Genomic DNA, 25,435 nt, shown 5'->3' with positions numbered 1-25,435 from the left:
ATTCCTCCGCATTTTTTTGAAAGAAGTATTTAATGAAAAGAGCAACTCAAGATAACAATTTCATCCGAATTTCTTCGCCATTCGGTAAAGATGCCATCATACTAAACTCGTTTGAGTATAGAGAAGAGATCTCAGAACTTTTTTCATTGCGTGCTAAAGCTTACTTTAATGATCAACGAAGTGAGTTAAACGAAATTATTGGTAAGGAAGTTACCATTACCCTTGAAAATAATGAGGATGTTTCTTCAAATCCTCGTTATATGCATGGTTATGTTTCTGCTGCAAGATTAGAAGGGAAAAGGGTTTCTAATACACATAAAGGCGAAAATTATAAAAACATAGAATTATTAATAGAGCCTAAATTACGTTTCGCTGAATATCGAAAAAATTGCAGAATATTTCAGCATAAAGATATAAAGGAAATTATCTCTGAAGTACTATCGGAGCATAGTGTTGCCTTTAGTTTTGAGTTAACCAAGTCCTATCCTAAATACACATACAAAGTACAATATGAAGAATCAGATCTTGAATTTGTTCGACGTCTGTTATCGGAGGAGGGGCTATCATTTTGTTTTACACATACTAAGTCTGCCCATACGCTCAATATTTTTGATGACATCAGTTTTTATAAGCCGGGTACTGAGTTTTTAGTCGATTTTGATACAGGTACGGCGAAATCTAGCCACATTTCTTCTTGGCATGAAACGCAAATTCTGACTACTAAAGCGAGTCAAAAGTCAGGCTATAACATGCTCAAGCCTTCTTCGAATCCTAAAAATACTGCAAAGGGTGAAAGTGATTTTTTTACAGTACCTGGAAGCGAGTATTTTGAATACATGGGTGAAATGGAGAGCAATGATCAATACGCACTGAGAAACACGCATGCAATAGAAGCACTACAGCAAAATGCATATTTGTGTCGTGGCGAGGCTACGTGCAGAACATTCAGTGTGGGCAAGTGCTTCAAGTTTAAAAAGCATGAAGATAAATCTCGAGTCGGCAAAGAATATGTACTGTCTTCTGTTTTTTTGTCTGCTGCTGTTTATAACCAGACTGGTCAAGGTGGGACCGGTGCGCAAGGTGTCAAAGTCTCGTTTAGTTGTGTTGACTCAAAGACAATCCTGCGTCCTTCAGTTAACTACCCGAAACCTCAGATGAAAGGTTTGCAAACCGCAGTAGTTACGGGGAACAAAGATGGTGAAATTTACATAGACAAACATGGCCGTATCAAAGTTCAGTTTCACTGGGACCGTGTTGGTAAATACGATGTAAATAGTTCATGTTGGATTCGTGTTGCGCAAAATATTGCAGGTAACGGATGGGGGTCGGTGTTTCACCCTAGAGTCGGACAAGAGGTCATCGTCGAGTTTGTTAACGGAGACCCTGATCAACCAATCGTTACGGGGTCACTATATAACGGTAGTCAACTCCCTCCTTACGCTTTACCAGAGCAAAGTTCTCAGAGTGGTTATAAATCACGCTCTGTACAAAAAGGTACATCCAATTTTAATGAGTTGCGCTTCGATGATAAGCCTGGTGAAGAGCACATTTATCTTCATGCTGAAAAACTGTTCCAAATGCTAGTTGAAGACTGTGTTGATATCGCCGTTGAAAACAGTAAAACCGAAAAAGTGACCAATGATGTTAATCAAGAGGTTGGTCAGAACGCGAGCTTGAAAGTAGGTAAAAACTTTTCGAATGAAACGGGTGAAGTACTGTCTTTTAATGCAGGAAAGAGCGTCGAGATCAAAGTAGGTGGTGCTTCTATTCAGATGTCTAGCTCTGGAGAAATCAATATCAAAGGTAATAAAATATCCATTAACGGCTCAGCTATTGCTCTTAAAGCTGGGCAAATTTCATTGAACTAAGGTGATTTAAAGTGGGTAAACCAGCCGCAATTTTGGGCAGCTTTCATCTTTGCCCTAAAAAAACAGGAAAGATACCGCATGTCGGTGGTCCCGTCGTTGTTGGTTCACCAAACGTAACGATTGGCGGGATACCTGCGGCAAGACAAGGCGACAAGCTTATTTGTATCGGTCCTCCGGATAGTATCTCAGCAGGTTCTTCTAGCGTAACAATCAACGGTAAACCAGCCGCGAGAGTCGGCGATTCAACGTCTCATGGTGGCAAAATTCTATCTGGTATGCCTACGGTTTTAATCGGAGGCTAGATGCCACTCGCATTTCAAACGCATCTTCTATCCTTTAATGGCCGTTCACACACCGTTCGCGAGATAGCTGATGATTCTTTTAGATTGTCCGAGGAAATCCGACCCCAAGACTTTGCTCAATCAATAGATGAGCATATATTAAGCCTCGTGCGCTCTGAGCGCGAGAGTCTTGAGCAAGCTGATATCAAGGGGAATCTCTGTGTTCTTTTACCATCTTCGGTAGACAAACGCTTGCTTAAAGCATTGATAAGCGAGCTTTCTATTTTCGTTGGCCAAACTGTCAATACTGAAATTTACTTTTATCCTTATGGCCAAGCTGCATTTTTGATGGCACTAAATCGGATAAATCGTGAAGTTAATGAAACGCAAGCAACTTGGATATTGGCTATAGAGATTACGAGCGATGTAGAAGGGCATGTCAAACCTCAAAGCTCTATCATTTTAACCAAGTGTTTTTTTCGACATTCAGGTCTTGTGCCTGATGTTGTTCGAATTGATTTAGATGCCAAACAACAACGCATCGCCGTGGACAAGGTGTTTAAGCAATTAGGAGTAAGTTGTGAACATCCACTCAGTCAATTGTATTTATCCGTTAATAAGGAAGAACCGCAATGGTTAAACTCAATGCAATTCTTGTCTCCGTGGGTGACTGATCATACTCAGTACCAATTTGTTGATATCAAACTTGGCGGATCGGGTGCATGTGGCGGCGTTTTAAAAGCGTTAGTGATTGATGAGCTTCAAAGAAGCAGCCCCTGCCCAGACTTTAACGTGTTGCAAGCCGACATCGAGCCAGATGGCTATGCGGTAGGAGTAATATACAATTGGCGTAGTGAATAATAGGTCTGGCTATTGCTTTTCCTTCTAGTAGCTGAGGTTTTAGTGATGCAAATGTTATGGGGGATTGACTCGAAACTGGCCCTTTAATGATGTTTGGACAATGACTAGGCGCAGCTTGCTTTTCAAAATAGCTTTGCTCACCGCGTTTTTACAGTGTTCTTCTTGCTTTCTGATTAAATAGCCAGCCATAGAACACAAACCACATGAAAAGCTGTTCGACTCAAGATATCCTTACCGATATAAAATAACTTGAGTTTTGGCTTGTTCGAGATCCCACCCGTGACGCATTCCTTTTTATAAACGGTACATGGACTCTGACAGAAGCAAGCCTACTCATAGAATTGGCGGAAAGTGAATTCGAATGAAGTTTATCCACACCTCAGATTGGCATCTTGGTCGACAATTCCACAACGTATCACTACTCGAAGATCAACAAGCAGTACTCGAACAACTGATTAACTATATTGAACACAATCCCGTCGATGCGGTTGTAGTGGCGGGAGATATTTATGACCGTTCGGTGCCACCAACGGTTGCAATAGAACTGTTAAATCGAGTCGTGAAACGCATTTGTACCGAGTTAGAAACACCAATGATATTGATATCTGGCAACCATGATGGTGCAGAAAGGTTAGGTTTCGGCTCAGAGCAAATGAAAAATGCAGGTCTCCATATTGTTAGCAACTTTGAAGAGATGCTCACTCCCATCATCATAAAAACGGACTCTGCGGACGAGGTCGCGTTTTATGGTATGCCTTATAACGACCCTGAACAGGTTAGGTTTGCCTACAAAGCCTCGGTATCCACTCATGATGAGGCTCATCAATTGCTTGTTGAGCAAATTAAAGAGCGCTTTATCTCTAAGCAAAAGCGCGTGCTCGTGAGTCACTGTTTTGTTGATGGGGCTATCGAGTCAGACTCTGAACGACCATTATCTATTGGTGGCTCTGATCGCGTGAGTCATGAACACTTCTTAGATTTTGACTACGTCGCACTTGGTCATTTGCATCAGCCTCAAAAGAAAGGCGCAGAGCATATCCGTTACTCTGGCTCTCTCATGAAGTATAGCTTTGGTGAACAGAACCAGAGAAAAGGTTTCACGTTAGTTGAACTGGACAAGAAAGGATTCGTTTCTGCAGAGCATATTGATCTTACGGCTCCTCATGAAATGCGCATTGTAGAGGGCGAGCTGGATAAAGTTATTGATCAAGGCAAAACAGACCCTAAGAATGAAGATTATTTGTTAGTTCGTTTGATGGATAAACATGCGATTTTAAACCCAATGGAAAAACTTCGTTCAGTGTATCCAAACGTTTTACACCTTGAGAAACCTGGCATGTTAATTGGGGTAGAGCAGGAAATGGCGCAAGCAAAGTTGGCGCGAAGCGAAATTGATATGTTCCGAGATTTTTTTATTGAGGCGCAAGATAGCCAGTTGTCTAAAGAGCAAGAGCAAGCTGTTACTGACATTATTAAGCAATTATCACAGCAATAGGGACCAAAGATGAAACCAATTAAACTTACCATGCAAGCCTTTGGTCCGTTTACAAAAACCGAAGTCATTGACTTTGAAAAGCTTGGCCGTAACCCTCTGTTTTTGATTAATGGTCCTACAGGTTCCGGTAAAACGTCGATCTTAGATGCCATTTGCTTCGCCCTTTATGGTGAAACCACAGGTAATGAGCGACAAGGTATTCAGATGCGGTGTGACTTATCCGCGCAAGATTTACCAACCGAAGTAGTTCTCGAATTTTCGTTACACGGCAAACAATACCGAGTTGTTCGATCCCCTGAGCAGGAAGCGCCCAAGGCCCGTGGTGAAGGGATGACGATTAAAAAGCACACTGCGGCTCTTTATGAACTCGGTGAGACTGAAACGCTTATCACCAGCAAGACGACTCAGGTTAAAACTGAAGTTAGCAATATTATTGGCTTGAATGAAACTCAATTTCGTCAAGTTATGGTGTTGCCTCAAGGAAAATTCCGAGAACTGTTGCTTGCTAGCTCTAAAGAGCGTGAAGAAATTTTTGGCCAGCTCTTTCAAACTGACATATATAAAAAAATTGAGTACGCGCTCAAAGATAAAGCGAGTGCAATTAGTAAAGCGAAAGGCGAATTTGATAATCAAATTCGAGGTGCTTTACAAGTTGCAGAAGCGAGTTCTGAACAAGAACTATTACAACAACTGGAACAAGTAACTAAGCAATTAGAGTCTGATAAAAAGAATGAGCAAGCAGCGTTAGATAAGCTCAATACTGCTAAATCTGAATTGCAAAAAGCGGAAACCTTGAATGGAGAGTTTTCGAAACGAGAGCAAGCAGAAAGCGCACTCAAGCTGCATCTAGAACACTCAGATTCGATAAAAGCTCGTCAACAGCAATTAGAAAACGCTAAAAATGCCAATAAGATAGAGTTGCCCTATATCTCATTACAAAATGCAAAAGCTCAAACGCAAGAGCTTGGGCAAAAAATCGTAGCTTTGAAAGAGAGTCTCGAAAAAGCTCATGTCGTTGCGAGAGAACAAGAAAACTTGCAGCAAAGTGCAAAAGAGGCCGCGGCAAAGGTCCCGCAGTTAACGCAACTGCAGTATCAGCTTGAAAGTACGAAAAACAAGTTGGTCGAGAAAGACAATTTGGAAAGTAAAATAACGGCGGGTTATCAACAAAAACAACAATTTGAAGCAACGTTAAAACAGTACATAGAACTAAAAGATAAGTTAACGTTACAGGCCCAGCAGGGACAGAAGGAGCTAGAGAAAGCACGAGTTGATGTTGCGCTTATTGGAAGCATCGATGCGGAAATAAAACAAAAACAACGGCTGCTACAGGATCTAAAAAAGCTGCATGATCTTACTTTAGAGCTCTCTAAACTCAATGCGCTAACTGTAGGTAAGCAGCAGTCACTAAACGAAGCCAGTCAGCGCTATATGCAGTGTCAACAAGACGCTGATACGATAGAGCTTAAGTGGCACAACGCTCAAGCAGCAGTATTAGCGCAGCGACTAAAAGCAGGTGAAGCATGCCCGGTGTGTGGTAGCGAAACGCATCCTAACCCCGCAACGTTTGTTGAAGAAGCCGTGACAAAAGAGCAAGTTCAGGCGGCTAGAGCGAAAGAGCGAGAAGCTCAAACCTTGTTGAACCAACTAAGCAATCAGCTAGAACAACATAACGTTGTCATTAGTCAGTATCAGAATCAGTGTAACCAGTTGAAAGAGGAGTTGGGTGAGTATGCTACATCTGAGATCTCGACGGTTCAAAATGATTTGCAAGCGCTTAATGCTCAACTCCTACGTCTACAAGCTATTGATATTGAAAAAATAGAAAGGAACGTTGAACAGCTTAATCAACGCTGCGTCGTGGGTGAAAATAAAATTCATGAGTTACAGAATAAAATTGCGGCAAATGAATCAACCGTTGAAGCGAACCAAGAACAATTGGCTCAATTACAAGCTTCTATTGACCCAAAATACAGTTCCGCTGACTTGCTTGAACGTGAAATTTTGCTGACAAAAGAGCAAATTCTGAGTTTGAACACAGGCTTAGAAAAGGCGCAAACCGCTTTGCAGCAAGCGATATTGGAGAAATCAAATGCGGAAAGTCACTTAGCGACGAACAAGCAGTGGTTATCTGAGTCAGAGCAAAAACTTAGCCAAGCAGAATTAGCGTGGAATGAGGCACTACAGGCGAGTAAATTTGAGGATGAAAGCCATTATCTAAGTAGTCGAGTGGGAGATGATGAACTTCAAGCCTGGCAGCAAGAAATAGACAGCTTCAAACAGGCACAAACCAAGCTTGAGCAAACACTACATGATTTAAATCATGCATTGAAAGATCTTGAAAGGCCTAATTTAGAGTTGTTTAATGACAGGTTAACCACTCTGCAGGCGCAATATATTGAAGTAAGGAATCAACTTGATACCACACGCTCAATATTTGAACGTCTTGAAAAGGTTCGTAAAGATATTGCCGTGTTGCATGAGAAAAATAGTAAGTTAGAAGAAGAATACAAAGTCTTTGGTACGTTGTACGACGTTGCTAGTGGTAAAACAGGCAGCAGGGTTAGCCTACATCGCTTTGTTCTTGGTGTACTGTTGGATGATGTGCTGATTCAGGCCTCCCAACGTTTAAGCCTTATGAGTAAAGGGCGCTATATTCTTGCTCGAAAAACAGAGGGCTTCAAAGGTGCTGCGGGTCGCGGCTTAGATTTAATGGTTGAAGATGGCTACACAGGAAAAACGCGTGATGTTGCGACACTTTCCGGCGGTGAATCATTTATGGCAGCGCTTGCTCTGGCACTTGGTTTGTCGGATGTTGTGCAATCCTATAGTGGCGGTATTCGTTTAGACACTTTATTTATTGATGAGGGCTTCGGTAGTTTAGACCCAGAGTCTTTAGATCTTGCTATTCAAACGCTAGTGGACCTGCAACAGACTGGGCGCATGATCGGTGTTATTTCTCACGTTTCTGAGTTGAAAGAACAAATGGCGCAGAGGATTGATGTAGAACCATCAAGACTTGGTTCAACGGTGTCGATTAAATCTCAATGTCGCTTCGCTGTCTAATTCAGTGACTACTGTTAGATCAAAAAGCCCCTAATGTTGGGGCTTTCTGACTAAGTCGCTACTGTTCGCAAAAGTGGCCTTCTTTTGGCGATTGGGTAATCGCATATTCGCCATCGAGGTTGCGATAAACAATCGTGTTCCAAACAGAGCCATCATCCAATTCAAACTCAATAGCATAGTTGACGCCGCTAACGATTTGCGCGTGAACATTCAGTATTTGTTTAAACGACGCTATTGTGTCCATTTTCTTTAAAACAAAGGCCATTGCCTTTTGTGCATCAGGGGTCGCGTTAAACTCATTCCACCCACCTGGCATGTTTCCTTGTGCATTACATACATCTGCCGAGGTCGTTAATTGTGTCGTTTCGCTCGGCTTTTCCTGCTGACAACCTGCAAGTAACACCAAAAGTGCACAAACTGACACTGTTTTTAATTTCATAACAATAACCTCTGTCTATAACGCAACGTATTATAGGAGGGTGATATGCCTACGAATGTCTATGTTGTGCAAAGTTTCTATATGCATAGGGTTAAATGCTGACAAAATATACAAGCATGGTCAGCTTGTAAGTCAAAAATAGAGCAATCTTGTTAACGATTTGCTGAGATGACGAGGTTTCGGTGTTCAGCGCGCTATTGATGATGAAGAATTGTGATGTGTCCCTATTAGGGCTATGGTGCGGCTTAGTGATCGATTTGTTATCTTCTAGAGTAAAATCAATCACTAATTAAAATTTAGGTGTTGTATGAAATCGATAAAAATATTTTTACTTTTGTCACTTGCAACTTTATTTGGTTGTACCTCGAAGCCGGATGGGGTGGAACCCGTGAATAATTTCGATTTAGAGCCATATCTAGGTAAGTGGTACGAAATTGCACGCCTAGACCATTCATTTGAGCGAGGCTTATCCAACGTTACCGCTGAGTATCAGGTTCGCGAGGATGGTGGGGTTAAGGTGATAAACCGTGGATATTCCGAAGAAGAGCGACAGTGGTCAGAAGCTGAAGGCAAAGCTTATTTTGTTGAAGATAAAACGGTTGGACACTTAAAGGTTTCCTTTTTTGGGCCAATATACTCTTCTTACATTGTTTTTGAGCTAGGTGAAAACTATGACTATGCGTTTGTTTCCGGTTACAACCACGACTATTTGTGGCTACTGTCTAGAACGCCTAACGTTGATGAGAAAGTAGTGGAGCGCTTTAAGTACGTAGCTAAAGAGAAAGGTTTCGCTATAGACGAGCTCATTTTTGTTGAACAAGAGAAACAAAGACAGCTTTAAGTTCATCAGCGTGGCTGAAAAAGCGGACAGAGGGGAAGCTTCCTAATTAAGAGCTCAGTTTGTCATTTCGCTTAACAGTAATTTGTTACCGCGTAACTTAATGTGGTCAAAATGGATATAGCCCCATCATTTGTGATTACTCGTGATGGGGCTTATATAAATTTGAGTGAGCGTCGAAAGGTTGATCTATCAACAAACGGTTATGGTTTACTTAATCAAACGAACGATCAGGGAACCTGGTGCTCGAATAGATTCAATATTGTGGCTAAGTACTGTGCCGCTTGTTGGGGCGGTGTAGCGTTTAATCTCAGCGCCAAAGCTGTCGTATTGAATCGCAAGAAGTTGGCCTTGCTCGACAAAATTCATCAAACTGACATGAGGCAGTACAAAGCCGCCGTGTGTCGCTTTCACACTGACGATTTCGTTTCCTTCCAAGCATGACGTAATAGTGTCCACATCACCTTCAACAATGTTATGCTCTTTCAGCACATTAAAAATGCCTGTTACAGTTCGACTGATGAGCTCTTGCTCGGTGTATCGCCCCATACCTACTTCAACTGTAATGCTTGGGACACCGTGGTTATTCCAAACCGTTTCAAGGACGCCAGCATCTCCAGGATCATTTAAAATCGCATCAGGATTAATGAGACGAGCCATTTCTAATGATTGCTCGATTCGGAAATCTGCAAACACGTAAAGCGGATAGGCCGCACCACTGGTTTGAGTGTGAAGGTCAATGGCTAAATCAGCATTTGGTTTGAGCAAATCATTCCACAATGCATATAAGTAGCGTTGGGCTTCATTGCCGTTTTGGTCACCAGGAAAAAAGCGGTTTAAGTTTGCAGGAGACGCATCAGGGTCTGCGGAATAGAAATCACGGCTGTGGTTTAGCATACCTGGCATGTTAACGGTTGGAACAATAGTGACAGTACCAGCGACTTCAGTGCCGATGAGCTCTCGAGCAGTTTGCTGCGCTGCTAACACACCATTGTACTCATCACCATGAACCCCTGCGGTAATCATGATTTTCTTGCCAGGTTTTTCACCTTTGAACACTAGCACAGGTAGGTGTTGCCACTGAGAGAGAGCATTCGTTGCGATGCGAAACCAAAACTTATGCTCGCCCGAATTTAGGTCTGCTACATTGAGAGATTGAATCACTTGATGACCCTGAATCATGTCATCGAGAAATTGTGTTGCCATTAAAGTTACCACTCCAAAACCATGAGCTAATCTAAAACCTTAGCGTCGTCATACCATGAATATTAATAAGGCGAGAACATGTCTCGCCTTAATTACCAATTGGCTTCGTTTTACGCAAAACCCATAATATGAGCTGCGATAACGACGATACTTGATAGGGTAAAGAGTAATAGAATAAATCGCCAGCAGAATTTTGCCCAGTCACCCCAGTCGATACGGCAGACACCAAGCGTTGCCATGAGAGATGCCGAAGTAGGGACGATAACGTTAGTAAAGCCATCGCCAAGTTGGAATGACAAAACTGCCACTTGGCGCGTAACTCCTGCAATGTCTGCCAGAGGGGCCAGTAGAGGCATCGTTAGTGCCGCTTGTCCGGATCCTGAAGTGACGAAGAAGTTGAAGATAGATTGGAATACATACATTAACCATGCCGCAGCCACGTCAGGAAGCCCGCTAATCACGCCGCCAGCACTGTTTAGAATTGAGTTCAGTACACTCGCTTCATCAGTTGTACCACCACCAAGGATCAACAATACACCTTTTGCACAACCCACTAACAGGGCAGGTGCAAGCATAATAGCTGCACCTTCTTTAAATGCATCAGCTGCGCAGTTTAGCGTCATACCGTTCAGGCGGAAAATCGTACCGATGATCGCGACAACAAAGCCCATAGTGAAAAATTGAGACGCGATTTCTGGGATGTACCATGCGTTAGCGACTACGCCCCAAACGACCCACACCGTGGTCGCAATAACCGTAAGGATAACGAGTGTGTCACCTAGGTTCCAACGAGAATCTTGATTGCCAAGCTCTTGCTGACGGAAATACTGGTCTGTGCGATGGCTGTAAGAAAGTTTAGGATTTGACTTCACACGAGCGGCGTAGATCATTGTGAAAGCGATACCGATTAACGTAAAGCCAGCCCATAACCCCATGCGTACTGTCATGCCGGATAAAACAGGTACACCCGCAATGCCTTGCGCAATAGCTACGGAAAAAGGGTTCATCCAAGAAGTAGCGAAGCCAATTTGAGTCGCAACATAGGTAACCATTACCGTAGTGATACCATCATAACCAAGGCGAACCATAAGCGGCGCGATAATAATCGCAAACGCTACGGCTTCTTCACCCATACCAAATACCGCACCGCCTAGCGAGAACAGCAAAAATAGCACTGGAATGAATAGCGCTTCGTTACCTTTGGTCTTATCGATAAGGCGCAGGATACCGTTATCGATTGTGCCTGTGCGCATTACAACGCCGAAAGCACCGCCGATAACCAACATGAACATAATCACGCCGATCGCGCTGCCCCATTTAGAGCCAGAAACTAGCCCTTCGAAAGGGAAGTTCATCAAACCAATGCCACCACCAGAAGCAAACAGGCCAACCTTGTTGTAAACCAATTCACCGTTTTCGTCGGTTGCATAAGAGAAAGAAGAAGGATCGATAACTGTGCGAGTTTTTTCTGCACCGTCGACCATGTAGGTCACCTGTTGGCTATCAAAATGACCAGCAGGAATTAAGTAGGTAAGAATCGCAGCAAGAATACCAACAATGAAGATCAAAATGAGGGTATCTGGCATCTGCCACGACTTAGGGGTAGCAACCGAGTCTGCTGGTTGCGCATGTGTGTGAGACATAACTTACTTCACGTCAAATTCAATAAAGCATGAAATATCGATAAAATAGAATAAAAAGTCAATATTAATGCTTATGTTGAACTATAAATTCATCAAATATTTGAAGTGAAGTTAATTTGATTGTTTTGTGGTCAAATGTTGGGTTAATGTTTCAATATGTGTTGAGTTTGGATGATTCACGAGCTTTCATAGTACATCTACAGGTGATCTAATCACTTGATTTCTGTCTGTTCTGCATAAAAAGCAGCGACATCACGAAGGTCTTCATCATTTAACATTTTTAACTGTGCTGCCATCATTTCTGCAAGTGGCCCTTTACGCTCACCGGCTTGATAAGATTTCATTGCATTGTAAAGGTACTGAGTATTTTGACCAGCAAGGCTTGGATAGGTGTTGTTCGTTGCGATGCCTGTAACACCGTGACAATAGACACAGCTAGGTGATTTGATTTTACCTTTATCAGCATCACCAAACGGCTCGGCATGGATAGCGGAAGAGAAAATAAAAGAGATTAGAAGTACAAATCTGAGCATGGAGGTTATCTATTCGCTAAAAATCATGCCGATACAATAAAGCTTCCCCTTAGGGGAAGCTCAATGATCAAAATCAAATTAAAGTAGAGATTTTATACTTGATAAGAAAGTGTCGATGTCTTTCGCTGAAATATCTTTATGAGTTACAAAACGAATTGGATTTCCAGGGGTTATCGTGATGTTTTGTTCCTTTAGTTTCGCAGCGATACTTACTATGTCCACTTGAGGATCAAGCTTCGCGAACACGATGTTCGTTTGAACAAATTCAGGGTTGACTGAAAAACCAGGCAGTTCTGCTAAACCTTCCGCTAAGGTTTTTGCGTTGATGTGATCTTGTTTTAGCTGTTCCACTTGTTCGGTAAGGGCAAGTTTGCCTGCTGCGGCAAGAATACCCGCTTGACGCATACCACCGCCGACCATCTTTCTTAAGCGACGTGCTTTTGCGATGTAGTCTTTGCTACCAAGTAGTAACGAGCCTACAGGGGCAGCCAGACCTTTCGACAGACAGATCGTCATTGAATCAAAGTACTGACCGATCTCTTTTACCGGAACATCAAGTGCAACGGCTGCGTTAAAAACGCGAGCGCCATCTAGATGCATCTGCAAGTTATGTTTATTCACGAAGTCACGTGCTTCTGCTAAGTAAGACAGAGGTAGTACTTTACCATTAATTGTGTTTTCTAAGCTGAGAAGCTTAGTGCGAGCAAAGTGACAATCATCTGGTTTAATCGCAGCAGCCAGTTTATCAAATGGTAGCGTGCCATCTGGGTTATTTTCGACTGGTTGAGGTTGAATTGATCCCAAAACCGCCGCGCCACCAGCTTCGTATTTGTAGTTATGTGCTTGTTGCCCACATAGATATTCATCTCCCCGCTCGCAATGCGCCATTAAACCGAGCAGATTGGCTTGAGTGCCTGAAGTGGTAAACAAAGCTGCTTCGAAACCAGCAAGCTGCGCAGCAAATTTTTCAAGCTCATTGACCGTAGGGTCATCACCATAAACATCATCCCCAACGGGGGCCTTAAACATGGCTTCTCGCATGGCTTGGGTGGGCTGTGTAACGGTATCTGATCGAAAATCCATGAATGTCTCCTTGGTCAAAGTCCTAAATATATCCGCAAAGGCGCGCTTTGCTTAAGCAAGCGATCGTTTTGGCATCGGTGATCGTGCCATCGACAATCTTTTCTTCGAGTTGCTTGATTGACAAGGTGACGACCTCAATCACTTCGTCTTCATCGCACTCGTAACGGTTCGTTTTGTTAAGCTTTTCGGCAACAAATAGATACTGTATCTCATCACAAAATCCGGCAAGAGGGGTGACTTGGCCGAGAGACGTGAATTTCTCTGCACTAAACCCAGTTTCTTCCTCTAACTCTCTTTTGGCGCAGCAGAGTGGCTCTTCGTTGCCTTCTCTGGTACCAGCAGGAAGTTCCAATAGCCATTTATTAAGTGAAGGCCGAAATTGGTGGACAAGGACAATCTCACCCTCCGCTGTAATAGGGAGAATCACCGCAGCACCCGGATGATGGATTGTGGTGTGCGTAATTGCCTGTCCTGTAGGAAGCATAACGTCTTCTTCAATCAGAGAAATTTGCTTCCATTTATGAATTACCTTGCTCATGCAGTTATGAACCCTAGCTGTTACCGCATTTTTGACGTTTTTCGACATTAACCACAAATGGTGGGAAACAAAAGCAAAAAATACTGCAACACGACGAAAGCGTTTGCACTTTAAGTGAGCAATGTCTCATAAATGGAAACTTTGATTGCTTCGTCAAGATGGGGAAAAGCATCTGCTATAAGGGGAATTCGACAAAATACATTTGTAACAAAGTGGTAACAAGTGTATAAAAATGTTAACGCAATACCACTTCAGCAGCCGGAGAACGTATGACACAAACCTTATTTGCCTCAAATGCCGAAAAAGCGCTTCTCTCAGAACGCATCAATAAATTGGCGAAAGCGTTAACGGATGGCGTTTATGAGCGTGAACATACGATCAAGCTCTGCCTTCTTGCTGCACTTGCTGGTGAAAGTGTTTTTCTTTTAGGTCCCCCTGGTATTGCAAAAAGCTTAATTGCCAAACGACTCATCCAAGCGTTCGATAACAGCAGTTACTTCGAATACCTGATGACGCGCTTCTCAACCCCTGAAGAGGTGTTTGGGCCACTGAGTATCCAAGAGCTAAAAGACAACGGCCGTTATGTTCGCTTAACTAAAGGGTATTTGCCAACTGCACAAGTCGTATTTTTGGATGAAATCTGGAAGGCGGGGCCTGCAATTCTTAACACATTGCTGACAGTGGTTAATGAGAAAACATTCAAAAATGGCAGCGATATCGAGCGTGTGCCAATGCGCCTGTTGGTATCGGCTTCCAATGAATTACCCGATGAAGATAGTGGATTGGATGCCCTCTACGACCGCATGTTGGTGCGTGTGTTTGTGAATCGAATTCAGAATAAACAAAACTTTAAGTCGATGTTGACTGTGGGCACATCGCAAGAGGCACAAGTACCAGAAGGCCTAGCGATAACTGATGAAGAATATCATCAATGGCAACAACAGCTCGACAAATTGACGCTAACCGATAATGCATTCGAAAAGCTTTTCCAGCTTAAAACGATGTTAGAAAGCAAAGTTGAAGCTCAGTTTGGTGATGTGGCCAATACCGACATGTATGTCTCTGACCGCCGCTGGAAGAAAGCCGTGAAGTTGTTAAAAGCGAGCGCGTTTTTTAATGGTCGCGATGAAATCAATCCGCTTGACCTTCTACTGCTGCAAGATTGTTTATGGAACAGTCCTGAATCGCGAGATGTGGTACGTGAAGTGGTTCAAGAGTTCGCCTTAAAACATGCATTTGATCAACAAGACGCGGAGCAGGAAATCGAGTACTGCCGTGAGTCTTTGGTTGATGTTCAACATGAACTTGAAGATGCCTACCGCATGACGTTAACGTCTGAAGCGGCAACGGGTATTTTGCGCAAAGAAACCATGCGCTTTGATACCTCTAAAGCCAAGATGTACAAAGTTGGCGCAGCCGTTAACTTAGTTAAATTGGTGGTCTTGCAAAGCAACATGTCGGTTTCAGAATCAGAAAAAGGTGATAGCCGCTGGGTTTATGTACCCAAAGATGAGTTAGATCGAGTCATTAAAGAGGGAAGCGGTGATGTGTATGGTTACGTCAATCAAAACACCAACATGTGCCGTTTACGATTTGACGTTGACGTGGCGAATAACCTAGTTATCCGTGATATCGCGAACCGAGGCATTCTGGTTAGCCTAGTGACTCAAGAGGGCTTGGATGTAGAGCTTTACCAAAAGTGGTTAACGCAGAGCGAAAAAGCCGTAAATCAGCTTAGTGAGGCAGAACACCATATGCGTAAGGTGAAAGCGAACTTTCATGATGCGCTTCCGCATAGCTTTGTTGATCCTGAATTACCCCGCCTAATGGAGTCGAGTCTGCAACAGGTCAGTCAGAGACTTGAATCAATCCAAGCAGAAAGTGAAAAAGTTATCCAACGCTTTAAAAACTTAAATCAGTTTTTCTCATAAGGAGACGACATGCTAGGTGCAGACGGACTTAACCTCGCGCTGATGGTGGCCGACTCCGGCATCATCGATAGCGCAGTTAATGATTTGATGGCTCGTTCACAAGTCATGATGATGGCAGAAAACCGAGGTGTTAAATCTTCGGTCAAAGGTCACTTGTTAAAGTGGCGAGGCAGCGTTAAAAAACGGATCACCAAGGTATGTGAGACAGAGCGTTTCCAACAAGAGCTGTCTTTATATCAAGAGGTTATTCATTGGGATGAAGAGGCGTTTTTTGAAAACATCGAAGATGTGATTAAAAAGCTGGAATGGCACTCTGCGTTTTACATGCAAGCTCGCCGAATGATGGAAAAGAACAAAGGGATGAATAACCCTATGTTCCCACATTACTTTTGTGACCAATGGTACCAAAGCCTCACCGATGCAATAAAACAAGCGCAAGTAAGCGAGCTTGAAGCCAATAAAGAAAAGGTGCTGAATGACCTGTATCAACGTATGGAAACCATGCGTAATATGGATAAAGTCACGGAGTCGGGTGACGCTGAAAGTGTAGGGCGCCTGTGGGATATGGCATCTGCCAAGTTGAGTAAAACAGACTTAACGGTGATGAAGCGCCATGCTGAGTTTCTGAAGAAGCACCAAGGCTTGCAAGAAATTGCGGAGCAACTCGGTCGTATGGCGGGGCAAGTAAATGATCCTGAACTAAATCGTGCGCCCACTGAAGAACTTCAATTGGTCGAAGAGAAAAGTGATGAGGCGACGGATGATATTGTCGGTATTCACGAAAGCGATGATCTAAATAAGCTACTTCCCAACGAAACGATGTTTTTGGCGTATCCTGAACTTGAAGTTGTGTTCTATAAACACTTAGTTGATAAACGGCTCATGAACTATCGTACACAAGGCAAATCGCGCACGTTACGTAAAGTTAAAGCTCACCGACCTGACCATAAAGCGGTAGATATCGAAAAAGGCCCCTTCATTGTTTGTGTGGACGCGTCCGGTTCCATGAGTGGCTTTCCTGAGCAATGCGCCAAAGCCATGGCTTATGCTCTGATGCAAATCGCACTAGCGGAGCAACGTGATTGCTATGTCATTATTTTTTCTACGGAACACATTACCTACGAACTAACCAAACAAGATGGTCTGCGCGAGGCGGCGGACTTTCTAACTTATAGCTTCCATGGTGGTACAGACTTAGAGCCAACTTTGATTAAATCTATCGACTTGATGAGCGGTGATAAATATAAAAACGCAGACATGGTAGTCATTTCCGACTTTATCGCGCCAAAACAACAAGACGAGTTACTGGCCAAAGTGGATGCGCTCAAAGCGAAGAAAAACCGTTTTCACGCGATTAGCTTATCGAAATACGGAAATCCTGCATTAATGTCGATGTTTGATCACACTTGGTCTTATCACCCTAATGTTGTGGGAAGATTGCTAAAAAGGGTCAGCAACTATTAAACGCCTTAATGTTTCATGGGACAAAACGAACTGAAAGCGAGATTTATATTGCTTCGTTTTAAGCCAATAAGATCGAACTTTGGTCGAATTGACTTAAAAGAAATCAAACGAACAGAAAATGAAATGTTTTTGTTTGACTATCTTCTCTCAATCCGTAAAGTAGCCACCAACGCAACGGGGTAGAGCCCTGAAGCGTAATAAAAAGGCGCCTTGGCAGAGTGGCTATGCAGCGGATTGCAAATCCGTGGACCTCGGTTCGACTCCGGGAGGCGCCTCCATTATTCTTTTGAGAGTGAATGGCTTTCGAGAATAAATGCGACACTAGCTCAGTTGGTAGAGCGCAACCTTGCCAAGGTTGAGGTCACGAGTTCGAACCTCGTGTGTCGCTCCAAATTATTCAGATATGGCCATGGCGGTATCTCGATGCCAAGTGCATCAACTTAAAACCAGCGAAAGCTGGTTTTTTTGTATCTGAAGACTGATAAATTCACACCATCTCTTTTTCATTACCTGTGAGCTTAGCAACCCCATCTCTGTCACGAGTTTCTGATATTAAGTGTGACCCGATGCTTCGCACCTCAGCCAATTTCAGTTTACAATACGGGCTTCCAAAGGATTTGACGAAGACGCATGAGAAATACCGACGATTACATCATTTTCTATCACTTGATCGAGCAAGGTTCATTCAGTGCTGCCGCTAGACATATGTCACTGACTAAATCGGTCGTCAGTAAACGCATTGCCAAGCTTGAACAAGAGCTTGGTGTACAGCTTCTCTACCGAACAACGCGAACGCTAACGTTGACTGAAGCAGGACGAGCGTTTTTTACTCATGCAAAAGCGGTTTATCAAGCGGTGGCAACGGCGGAAGAATCCATTGTGGGTTTAGGTAAAAACTTATCTGGACACATTAAAATTTCGGTGCCTACTATCTCTGGTGAATTAATTCTTCCTCAAGTGATTAATGAATTTAATCAGAAATACCCAGACATCAATATCGATATGGATCTAGATAATCGTTTCGTCGATATCGTGAATGAACGTTTTGATTTGGCAATTAGAACGGGTGTGTTGCCAGATTCTAGTCTGATTGCAAGAAAGCTGGTGGATGCAAATTGGATCATTTGCGCGTCACCCCAATACCTAGCTAAACATGGCATACCTAAACAACCTCAAGCCTTGGCTAAACACAATTGTTTAGTCTATTCCTACCAAGAAACCGGAGCGCATGAGTGGGCGTTTAAAGATGGAGACGAGGTATATCAAATCACCGTCGACGGTAACCTCTGTACTAACAATTCTTCTGTATTGAGAAATGTGGCGCTGTTAGGGCAGGGAATCATCTATGTGCCGCGTGTATTGGTTTATGAAGACTTAAAGCAAGGCAGTCTGATTCAGTTATTTAAAGACGAAACCGCCAAATGTTTGGGTATTTATGCGGTGTACCCTTACACTCGTCAGCAACCAGAAAAAATTAAGATCTTTATCGATCATCTATACACAAGCTTTCAAAGTCAAAACCATCGATTTTAAGCCAATAACTCAACACCGATCGTTATGTTGGTGTTGAGCTTATGTTTCCATCTTCATTTCTAAGAGTCCTCTTAAATTTAGGAGCTTACGCTTCTCCTCGTTTTCTTCACTAATATTGATAACAAGATACCCCGCACAACTGTTAACAAATGGTTTTGCTATTGTTTCTTTTAAGAAACGGTCTGTTTCTTACGTTAAATTTCTCAAATGTGAAAGATAAGTAACAGAAAAATAAAGAATTATTTTGTTTGTTGTTTATTGATTACGTATTGTTCGTCCGCCTGACATAGACGCAGAGAAATGGACTGCTTATAGTGGCTCAAACGCCATGCCTGCCGCTAAGCGGTGTTGTGAGCGAAGTACAATAACTAGAGATACGGATATGAAACAAAAGCAGCTGATTGAAGAATTTAAAACCATCGTGGGGGAAGAAAATGTTCTAACCGACGAGGTTAAAACGAAATATTACCGCTCGGGGTTTCGTTCGGGTAGTGGTAATGCGCTTGCTATCGTGTTTCCTAACACTCTTCTAGAACAATGGAAGATTATTAAACAGTGTGTTGAAGCAAACTGCATCATTATCATGCAGGCGGCTAAAACAGGTTTAACAGAGGGCTCAGCTCCGAGTGGTAATGATTATGATCGCGATGTGGTTGTGATCAATATTACCAAAATCAAGAAGATTCACTTATTAGATGGTGGTAAGCAGGCGGTTTGCTTGCCTGGTGCGAGCTTACACTCTTTGGAGAAAGAGTTGAAGGCAGTGAACCGAGCACCGCATTCTATCATCGGCTCTTCATCGCTAGGTGCCACTGTGGTCGGTGGTATCGCCAATAACTCAGGCGGTGCGCTAGTTAAGCGTGGTCCTGCTTATACGGAGCTGGCGATCTACGCGCAGGTCGATAAGCAAGGCCAGTTACATTTGGTGAACCACCTTGGTATTGAAGGATTAGGTGAAACGCCAGAAGAAATTCTAACAAACCTGCAAGAAGGGAACTTTGACCCAGCGAAGATCATTCATGATGAGCGAATGGCATCAGACAGAGAATACGATGAACGTGTTCGAGACGTGACTTCTGACATTCCTTCTCGCTTTAATGCCGATGAACGCCGATTATTTGAAGCCAGTGGCTGTGCTGGCAAGTTGGGTGTTTTTGCCGTTCGGGTTGACAGCTACCCAGTACCCGAAAAAGAGCAGGTTTTTTACCTTGGCACCAATGACCCTGCGAAACTAACGAAGTTGCGAAAAGACTTCTTATCTACGTTTGATAACTTGCCTGAGATGGGAGAATACTTGCATCGAGATATCTTCAACATGGCAGAGAAGTACGGCAAGGATGTGTTCTTATCCATCGACTTGTTAGGCACAGATAAGCTGCCAAAAATGTTCGCACTTAAAGCTAAGGTAGAAAACTTCTTAGAGCGCATCCCGTTTGTCAGTAAATATCTGCCAGACACCATTCTGTACTACGCGAGCAAGTTGTTCCCACAACATTTACCAGAGCGAATGCTGGATTTCCGTGACAAGTATGAGCATCACCTGGTATTGAAAATGAGTGATGGTGGTATTGCTGAAGCACAAAAATACCTCAAAGAAGTTTGGGCTGTTGAAGACGACTGTGATTTCTTCGAGTGTACGCCGGAAGAGGGTAAAAAAGCTTATTTACATCGCTTTGCAGCAGCAGGTGCAGCAATTCGTTACGAGACGATTCACCGAAAAGACGTAGAAGACATCGTTGCACTTGATATCGCTTTGCGACGTAATGATGAAGAGTGGCTAGAAACTTTGCCTGAAGAGGTAAGTAAGAACCTTGTTCAAGCGCTCTATTATGGTCACTTTATGTGTTACGTCTTCCATCAAGATTACATTTTCAAAAAAGGGACTGACACGAAGTTGATGAAAAAGCTGATGCTTGAGCACCTCAATAGCCGTGGTGCCAAATACCCAGCAGAACATAACGTGGGTCACTTGTATGAAGCCGAAAACTCGTTGCAGAAGTTTTACCACGAATTAGACCCAACCAATACCTTTAACCCTGGTATTGGTAAAATGGACAAATATAAGCGCAATTGTAACTGCTGTGCGTAATGTGCTGTCTCACCATGATTAATAATCGTTGTTCATCGTTAAAATGATGAGCATAAGATAAGCCCTGATGACACTTGTGACATCAGGGCTTTGTGTTTTGGGTCTTTTATTGATGACTGGTATCGGCTTTGAAACAACGACTAAAGAGCACGTACTGCAGCGGCGGCGATGATGCCTGCTGCGATTGCGGGTAGAGGCTTTTTCACGATGAACATGACAACGGCAGTAGAAAACAGTGCTGCTCTAGCACCGTTATCACCCTCTACTGCTAGCGGAGCTAAAAGGGCAACCAATACGGAGCCTGACATCGCAGTAATGAAACGTTGAACCCGTTCGCTAATTGGAATGAATGACATAACATACACTCCGCCCCAGCGGGTTATGAGCGTGACTAACGCCATAGCGATAATGATAAGCAGTGTGCCACCTAAGGTTGTTTCGATGTTCATGCTTTCTTCTCCTTCCAACAAGCACCCAAGACTCCGCCAGTAATGGCGCCAACCACTACGTGGCTATTCTCTGGCAAATACCAATACGCCAACATAGAAGAGGCTGCTGCTATGGCCCAAATAGCAAAGATTCTTAAGTCTTTCGGCCCGGCCACCACCATAGACAGCAGGAAGCATCCCATAACCATATCGAGCCCTAGGCCCACCGGATCTTTGATTGCGCTACCAAAATAAATGCCGATCCAGGTGCCCACAATCCAAAAAGACCACATCGCTAAGCCGCCACCAACAAGCAAGCCAAAGCCTGGTTCTTTTCTACCAAATGCATTGAGTGCCATTGCCCAGTTAGCGTCTGATGCTACCAGCATTACACCGTAACGTTTTGTTGGTGGGAGTTGTCGTAACCATGGATAAAGTGTAGCTCCCATCAAGAGGTGACGAGCATTAATAGCAAATACAGTAATAAGAACTGGAATGAGAGGGACTTCTGCTCCCCACATTTCTAACGTGGCAAATTGTGAAGCACCGGCGAAGACCAGTGTGCTCATCAACATAGTGGGAAATACATCTAGTCCAGTCTGTACCGCAGCAACACCGAAAGCGAGGCCAAATATGACCACGAACATAGAGAGGGGTAAAAGTTGGGTGAAGCCGTTCCAGACGTCAAGCCGATTAAATTCGTGCAACTCAGTGGAGGAGCGTTGAAGATGTTGAGTATTTTCTGTCATAGAGATACCTAGCTAGCAGGCAAAGGGGCAGTGCCATACGAGTGTGTTTGTTATTCTTTTGTAAACTTCATGTTTAACATCAATTGGAGGGGCTTTCAAACTCTAAGTGCTATATAAAATTGAGCCATCCAAGCGGCTTTAAGAAACAGAGTGTAGAGAGTCGCGCTTGGTAGTGCTAAAGGAGAATAAAACAACAGAAATAGTAAGCTCTGTTTAATTGATAACATCACGAGCTAGTACAGATTAGTAAATAAGAAAGAAAACGAGCACGAGGCTCGCTTTTTCGCTCTGTTACGAATAACTGAATAGGTTTATTTTACGTAGACACGAGGGTTCGCGCTTCCCCAAACCGTGTATAGTTCAGGGAAGATGACTTCTGCGTGTTTTTCCATCTCAGCAGCTGAAATCGTTTTGCCTTGTTGGGAGCCAAACAAAACAACTTCAGAACCAGGCTCAACATCTTTGATACCTGTAACATCTACCATAGTAGTGTTCATTGAAGCAACGCCCGCAACTTTTGCACGTTGGCCATTGATCAGAACTTCTGCCGTATTCCCCATTTTTCGTGGATAACCATCAGAGTAACCAACAGGAATGTTCGCCATTAAGCTTTCTTTGCTTGTTGTGTAGCTGCTGTCGTAACCGACTGTGCTATTTTTTGGCAGGTGGTGAACGGATGCCACGCGTGTTTTGAAAGACACGATAGAAGGGTACTCAGGGTTAGTTGGTAAGTCTCCGTATAAAACGCCACCAGGACGAACCATATCAAGCTGCGCCTCAGGAACATTAAGCGCGGTGTAAGAGTTTGCTACGTGCAGTAAAATGTTGTCGCGTTTTAGATTCGCTTCTTTAATCAGCCATGCAGAACTGTCTTTGAATGAAGCTAACTTTTGGCGCACGTCGTCTGCATTGTAGTTAGGGAAATGAGTCATGATACCAACAATATTAACGCCAGCTTGTTGAGCGATTTCTAGCGCTTCTTTCTTGCCCGCTTCTGTCGTCATATCAACACCATTACGCCCCATACCACCGTCGTTCAGAGCAAGGTGAACTTTGATTTCTTTACCAGCTTTCTCGGCTAGTTTAGACAGTGCTTTAGCTTGCTCTGCTGTGCCTATCAACTCTTCGACATTTAGGTCGATTACGGCTTCAATCTCGCCAATATCCGCTGAGCGTACACGCATAAGTTGGCCTTTAAAGCCACTGTCGCGAACAGTTTGTGCTTCGGCGTTACTTGCAACGGCAACGCAAGGAATTTGTTGCTCGATAATAGTCGGCATCAGGCCTGCGATACCATTACCGTATGCGTCGGCTTTCATCACGGCGCAGATTTTCGTTTTGCCATCCATGTGCGATTTAAACTGCTCAATATTATCGCGGAACTGACCTAAGTTTATTTCTAGCCAAGCGTTAGCACCTTGAACTTGCTCTGCTTTTGCTGCTGTATTGCTAATTTGAAGAGGAGCAGCAGTAGCTTGCATTACAGGAATCGCGATTGCAGCAGCGATAGTCAGTGATAGTAAGGTTTTATTTAAGCGCATAAAGTCTCCGTACGCGTTTTTTGTATTGGTTATGTTATTGAGTACTTGGGGAAAGTACCTGACGAAGTAAAACGCTCCAAGTGGTGCTTTGGAGCGTTTATTAAGATAGTGATTTAATATATACCTAAATATACCTCAGTGATGACATTCAATTTAAGCAAATCGGGATTGATTTGGTATCTACTAAGGTATCCACTGAGTTTAACTCAGTTTAAAGCGGCTCATTACATCTTTAAGAGAAATGGATAGCTGGCTTAGTTCGCGGCACGCCTGTGCGGTTTGCTCCGAACCTTGCGAGACCTCTTGAGATGCCAAATGTATGTTTTCAATGCTGCGGTTAAGCTCTTCCGCAACAGAGTCTTGCTGGTTACAAGCCGTGGCGATTTGGGTACCCATGTCTGAGATGTCCGAAATCGAATGCTCAATGTCGCTCATCAGCTGTTTTGATTGAATACCTTGCTCTGCACATTCTGAAATACTGGTTCTAGAAAGTTCAGTGGCTGATTTTGCGTCTTTTGCAAGTGATTGTAGCTGCTCAATGATCGAAGTGATTTCACTCGTTGAATCTTGCGTACGGCCGGCAAGAGTTCGAACTTCGTCTGCAACGACGGCAAAGCCACGACCAGACTCACCAGCACGCGCCGCTTCAATGGCTGCATTAAGTGCAAGTAGGTTGGTTTGATCGGCGATGTCGCGGATAACATCCACGATCACGTTAATTTTATTCGATTGCTGTTCAAGCTCTGCTACGGTATCGCCTGCAGCGCCAATTACGTTTGAAACTTCTTGAATCGCGTCAACCATACCTTGGGTTTCACGAACACCGTGTTGTGTGCGGCGGTTTGCTTCGTTAGCTTGGTTCGCTGAGTCTTCAGTGTTACGAGCAACATCGGCTACGGCCGCTTTCATTTCTGTCATTGCTGTTGCGATGTGCGTAATTTGCAGCTGTTGATCTTTCATACCAGACGCAGAAATATCGGAGATTTGGTTCATCTCTTCGACAGCGCTGCTTAACTGAGTAACTGCAGCAATCACATTATCGATAACTTGACGTAAGTCATCTTGCATCTTAGTGGTCGCGTCTGCCAGTTCACCAAGCTCATCATTGCCGATTGCTTTACGGTCAATGTCACTTGATAGATCACCTGTCGCGATGGCATTTGCTTGCTCAACAACAAGTTTAAGTGGGCCACAAATTAGCCGAGTCAGCACGTATGTCATGCCTACCATGATCAGTAGAATAATCACGTTACTTGCAATTGAAGAATTACTCAATCCATTTACAGAGGACAGGATATGAGTTTTGTTGCTGTCCATAGCTTCTTTAAGGAGACGGATTAGTTCGCCTAACTCTGAGTCAACCGCTTCGAAAGCAGACAAAGAGTTCGCCAAAATAGGGTGGGCCTTGCTTTTGTCGTTAGCTAGCATCGCTTCATTGTACTGGTCCATAGTATCCAAGTACTTTTTCCACTGACGCATAAGACGCTGGTAAGTTTGCTGCTCTTCGCCAGGCCAGATAGTTTCACCGTAAGCGTTGAGCTCTCTAGTGATCTTTTCGCGTTCTCTAATATTGTTAGAAATTTTAGTTTTGACTTGGTCTGCGTCTTCATAAGTGTACGCAGCAAATTGAGCTCGGCGCCAGCGAGACAAGTGGTCTCGAATCGAATCGACCCTTTCCATTGCAGGAAGCGTATCATCGGTATAGTTTAAAAGCTCAGATTTGATGCTTTTGAGCTCTGTAGATAAAAACACACCAAATGCAATGTTGACGATGGCAATGAGTAAAAACGATAGCGATATCTTTTTCGCTATAGAAAGATTCTTGATAGACATTAGTGATATACCTTGT

Annotated in this window: 20 protein-coding genes and 2 tRNA genes; 12 read left to right on the top strand and 10 right to left on the bottom strand. The window is 43.5% G+C overall.

Annotated features, from left to right (window positions below; all coding sequences use genetic code 11):
• Window positions 1-32 precede the first annotated feature (32 nt).
• The 5 genes from tssI to R7F07_RS11065 all read left to right on the top strand — a co-directional run bounded on the left by tssI (window position 33) and on the right by R7F07_RS11065 (window position 7,571).
• Window positions 33-1,868 carry a type VI secretion system tip protein TssI/VgrG gene (tssI, locus tag R7F07_RS11085; RefSeq protein ID WP_005375968.1) on the top strand — a complete coding sequence of 612 codons (1,836 nt, stop codon included), beginning with the start codon at window positions 33-35 and terminating at the stop codon, window positions 1,866-1,868.
• An 11-nt stretch (window positions 1,869-1,879) separates the two neighbouring features.
• A complete protein-coding gene (locus R7F07_RS11080) occupies window positions 1,880-2,170 on the top strand; it encodes a PAAR domain-containing protein (RefSeq protein WP_005375969.1) in 291 nt (96 codons plus the stop codon).
• The gene (locus tag R7F07_RS11075) at window positions 2,171-3,010 is read left to right on the top strand and encodes an NAD/NADP transhydrogenase subunit beta (RefSeq protein ID WP_171342580.1); all 840 of its coding nucleotides are present in this window, start codon (window positions 2,171-2,173) and stop codon (window positions 3,008-3,010) included.
• Between the two features lie 361 nt (window positions 3,011-3,371).
• Window positions 3,372-4,505, top strand: a complete 1,134-nt coding sequence (locus tag R7F07_RS11070) for an exonuclease SbcCD subunit D (protein WP_171342581.1) — start codon at window positions 3,372-3,374, stop codon at window positions 4,503-4,505.
• A 9-nt stretch (window positions 4,506-4,514) separates the two neighbouring features.
• Complete coding sequence (locus R7F07_RS11065) at window positions 4,515-7,571, top strand: AAA family ATPase (protein WP_171342582.1); 3,057 nt, start codon at window positions 4,515-4,517, stop codon at window positions 7,569-7,571.
• Window positions 7,572-7,629: 58 nt separating this feature from the next.
• On the opposite strand, the gene R7F07_RS11060 is transcribed toward R7F07_RS11065, so the two are convergent.
• Window positions 7,630-8,010, bottom strand: a complete 381-nt coding sequence (locus R7F07_RS11060) for a cystatin domain-containing protein (RefSeq protein ID WP_005387498.1) — start codon at window positions 8,008-8,010, stop codon at window positions 7,630-7,632.
• Between the two features lie 307 nt (window positions 8,011-8,317).
• Between R7F07_RS11060 and R7F07_RS11055 the strand changes: the two genes are divergently transcribed.
• Window positions 8,318-8,851, top strand: a complete 534-nt coding sequence (locus tag R7F07_RS11055) for a lipocalin family protein (protein WP_017820207.1) — start codon at window positions 8,318-8,320, stop codon at window positions 8,849-8,851.
• A gap of 207 nt (window positions 8,852-9,058) precedes the next feature.
• Here R7F07_RS11055 and R7F07_RS11050 read toward each other — a convergent pair whose 3' ends face one another.
• The 5 genes from R7F07_RS11050 to R7F07_RS11030 all read right to left on the bottom strand — a co-directional run bounded on the left by R7F07_RS11050 (window position 9,059) and on the right by R7F07_RS11030 (window position 13,851).
• Complete coding sequence (locus R7F07_RS11050) at window positions 9,059-10,054, bottom strand: succinylglutamate desuccinylase/aspartoacylase family protein (RefSeq protein WP_171342583.1); 996 nt, start codon at window positions 10,052-10,054, stop codon at window positions 9,059-9,061.
• 110 nt (window positions 10,055-10,164) lie between these two features.
• Window positions 10,165-11,697, bottom strand: coding sequence for a putative basic amino acid antiporter YfcC (yfcC, locus tag R7F07_RS11045; RefSeq protein WP_005387492.1), 1,533 nt, complete (start codon window positions 11,695-11,697; stop codon window positions 10,165-10,167).
• A 212-nt stretch (window positions 11,698-11,909) separates the two neighbouring features.
• Window positions 11,910-12,230 (bottom strand): c-type cytochrome, encoded by a 321-nt coding sequence (locus R7F07_RS11040; protein WP_132936424.1) that lies wholly within the window; start codon window positions 12,228-12,230, stop codon window positions 11,910-11,912.
• Window positions 12,231-12,308: 78 nt separating this feature from the next.
• Window positions 12,309-13,313, bottom strand: a complete 1,005-nt coding sequence (gene ltaE / locus R7F07_RS11035; protein WP_005375978.1) for a low-specificity L-threonine aldolase — start codon at window positions 13,311-13,313, stop codon at window positions 12,309-12,311.
• 22 nt (window positions 13,314-13,335) lie between these two features.
• Window positions 13,336-13,851 carry an NUDIX hydrolase gene (locus tag R7F07_RS11030; protein ID WP_171342584.1) on the bottom strand — a complete coding sequence of 172 codons (516 nt, stop codon included), beginning with the start codon at window positions 13,849-13,851 and terminating at the stop codon, window positions 13,336-13,338.
• Between the two features lie 269 nt (window positions 13,852-14,120).
• Here R7F07_RS11030 and R7F07_RS11025 point away from each other — a divergent pair, with 269 nt between their 5' ends.
• The 6 genes from R7F07_RS11025 to dld all read left to right on the top strand — a co-directional run bounded on the left by R7F07_RS11025 (window position 14,121) and on the right by dld (window position 20,868).
• A complete protein-coding gene (locus R7F07_RS11025) occupies window positions 14,121-15,782 on the top strand; it encodes an ATPase RavA domain-containing protein (RefSeq protein WP_318110493.1) in 1,662 nt (553 codons plus the stop codon).
• Window positions 15,783-15,791: 9 nt separating this feature from the next.
• Window positions 15,792-17,246 carry an ATPase RavA stimulator ViaA gene (gene viaA / locus R7F07_RS11020; RefSeq protein ID WP_033907023.1) on the top strand — a complete coding sequence of 485 codons (1,455 nt, stop codon included), beginning with the start codon at window positions 15,792-15,794 and terminating at the stop codon, window positions 17,244-17,246.
• A 204-nt stretch (window positions 17,247-17,450) separates the two neighbouring features.
• Window positions 17,451-17,524 (top strand) — tRNA-Cys (locus R7F07_RS11015).
• Between the two features lie 37 nt (window positions 17,525-17,561).
• A tRNA-Gly gene (locus tag R7F07_RS11010) sits at window positions 17,562-17,637 on the top strand.
• A 239-nt stretch (window positions 17,638-17,876) separates the two neighbouring features.
• Window positions 17,877-18,779 carry a LysR family transcriptional regulator gene (locus R7F07_RS11005; protein WP_005375982.1) on the top strand — a complete coding sequence of 301 codons (903 nt, stop codon included), beginning with the start codon at window positions 17,877-17,879 and terminating at the stop codon, window positions 18,777-18,779.
• A gap of 382 nt (window positions 18,780-19,161) precedes the next feature.
• The gene (gene dld, locus R7F07_RS11000) at window positions 19,162-20,868 is read left to right on the top strand and encodes a D-lactate dehydrogenase (RefSeq protein WP_065275338.1); all 1,707 of its coding nucleotides are present in this window, start codon (window positions 19,162-19,164) and stop codon (window positions 20,866-20,868) included.
• A 140-nt stretch (window positions 20,869-21,008) separates the two neighbouring features.
• On the opposite strand, the gene R7F07_RS10995 is transcribed toward dld, so the two are convergent.
• The 4 genes from R7F07_RS10995 to R7F07_RS10980 all read right to left on the bottom strand — a co-directional run bounded on the left by R7F07_RS10995 (window position 21,009) and on the right by R7F07_RS10980 (window position 25,419).
• Entirely contained in the window at window positions 21,009-21,317 is a 309-nt protein-coding gene (locus R7F07_RS10995; protein ID WP_017820198.1) for an AzlD family protein, read from the bottom strand.
• Window positions 21,314-22,045 carry an AzlC family ABC transporter permease gene (locus R7F07_RS10990; protein ID WP_017820197.1) on the bottom strand — a complete coding sequence of 244 codons (732 nt, stop codon included), beginning with the start codon at window positions 22,043-22,045 and terminating at the stop codon, window positions 21,314-21,316. Before R7F07_RS10990 ends, R7F07_RS10995 begins: the two co-directional genes overlap by 4 nt.
• A gap of 311 nt (window positions 22,046-22,356) precedes the next feature.
• On the bottom strand, window positions 22,357-23,586 hold the full coding sequence (alr, locus tag R7F07_RS10985) for an alanine racemase (RefSeq protein WP_171342585.1): 1,230 nt from the start codon (window positions 23,584-23,586) through the stop codon (window positions 22,357-22,359).
• A 201-nt stretch (window positions 23,587-23,787) separates the two neighbouring features.
• Window positions 23,788-25,419, bottom strand: coding sequence for a methyl-accepting chemotaxis protein (locus R7F07_RS10980; RefSeq protein ID WP_053303666.1), 1,632 nt, complete (start codon window positions 25,417-25,419; stop codon window positions 23,788-23,790).
• Window positions 25,420-25,435 lie beyond the last annotated feature (16 nt).

The sequence above is a fragment of the Vibrio sp. YT-16 genome (assembly GCF_033337405.1).
GTDB lineage: Bacteria > Pseudomonadota > Gammaproteobacteria > Enterobacterales > Vibrionaceae > Vibrio > Vibrio alginolyticus.
Note: the sequence above shows the minus strand (reverse complement) of the source record. Positions and strands in the feature narration are given on the sequence as shown.

What these genes read in the sequence shown, in the direction of transcription:
- R7F07_RS11065 (WP_171342582.1), top strand. Translation starts at nt 4,515, where the DNA reads ATGAAACCAATTAAACTTACCATGCAAGCCTTTGGTCCGTTTACAAAA.
- yfcC (WP_005387492.1), bottom strand. Translation starts at nt 11,697, where the DNA reads ATGTCTCACACACATGCGCAACCAGCAGACTCGGTTGCTACCCCTAAG.
- R7F07_RS11005 (WP_005375982.1), top strand. Translation starts at nt 17,877, where the DNA reads ATGAGAAATACCGACGATTACATCATTTTCTATCACTTGATCGAGCAA.
- viaA (WP_033907023.1), top strand. Translation starts at nt 15,792, where the DNA reads ATGCTAGGTGCAGACGGACTTAACCTCGCGCTGATGGTGGCCGACTCC.
- alr (WP_171342585.1), bottom strand. Translation starts at nt 23,586, where the DNA reads ATGCGCTTAAATAAAACCTTACTATCACTGACTATCGCTGCTGCAATC.
- R7F07_RS11050 (WP_171342583.1), bottom strand. Translation starts at nt 10,054, where the DNA reads ATGGCAACACAATTTCTCGATGACATGATTCAGGGTCATCAAGTGATT.
- R7F07_RS10990 (WP_017820197.1), bottom strand. Translation starts at nt 22,045, where the DNA reads ATGACAGAAAATACTCAACATCTTCAACGCTCCTCCACTGAGTTGCAC.
- tssI (WP_005375968.1), top strand. Translation starts at nt 33, where the DNA reads ATGAAAAGAGCAACTCAAGATAACAATTTCATCCGAATTTCTTCGCCA.
- R7F07_RS11040 (WP_132936424.1), bottom strand. Translation starts at nt 12,230, where the DNA reads ATGCTCAGATTTGTACTTCTAATCTCTTTTATTTTCTCTTCCGCTATC.
- R7F07_RS11030 (WP_171342584.1), bottom strand. Translation starts at nt 13,851, where the DNA reads ATGAGCAAGGTAATTCATAAATGGAAGCAAATTTCTCTGATTGAAGAA.
- dld (WP_065275338.1), top strand. Translation starts at nt 19,162, where the DNA reads ATGAAACAAAAGCAGCTGATTGAAGAATTTAAAACCATCGTGGGGGAA.
- R7F07_RS11075 (WP_171342580.1), top strand. Translation starts at nt 2,171, where the DNA reads ATGCCACTCGCATTTCAAACGCATCTTCTATCCTTTAATGGCCGTTCA.
- R7F07_RS10980 (WP_053303666.1), bottom strand. Translation starts at nt 25,419, where the DNA reads ATGTCTATCAAGAATCTTTCTATAGCGAAAAAGATATCGCTATCGTTT.
- R7F07_RS10995 (WP_017820198.1), bottom strand. Translation starts at nt 21,317, where the DNA reads ATGAACATCGAAACAACCTTAGGTGGCACACTGCTTATCATTATCGCT.
- ltaE (WP_005375978.1), bottom strand. Translation starts at nt 13,313, where the DNA reads ATGGATTTTCGATCAGATACCGTTACACAGCCCACCCAAGCCATGCGA.
- R7F07_RS11060 (WP_005387498.1), bottom strand. Translation starts at nt 8,010, where the DNA reads ATGAAATTAAAAACAGTGTCAGTTTGTGCACTTTTGGTGTTACTTGCA.
- R7F07_RS11055 (WP_017820207.1), top strand. Translation starts at nt 8,318, where the DNA reads ATGAAATCGATAAAAATATTTTTACTTTTGTCACTTGCAACTTTATTT.
- R7F07_RS11025 (WP_318110493.1), top strand. Translation starts at nt 14,121, where the DNA reads ATGACACAAACCTTATTTGCCTCAAATGCCGAAAAAGCGCTTCTCTCA.
- R7F07_RS11070 (WP_171342581.1), top strand. Translation starts at nt 3,372, where the DNA reads ATGAAGTTTATCCACACCTCAGATTGGCATCTTGGTCGACAATTCCAC.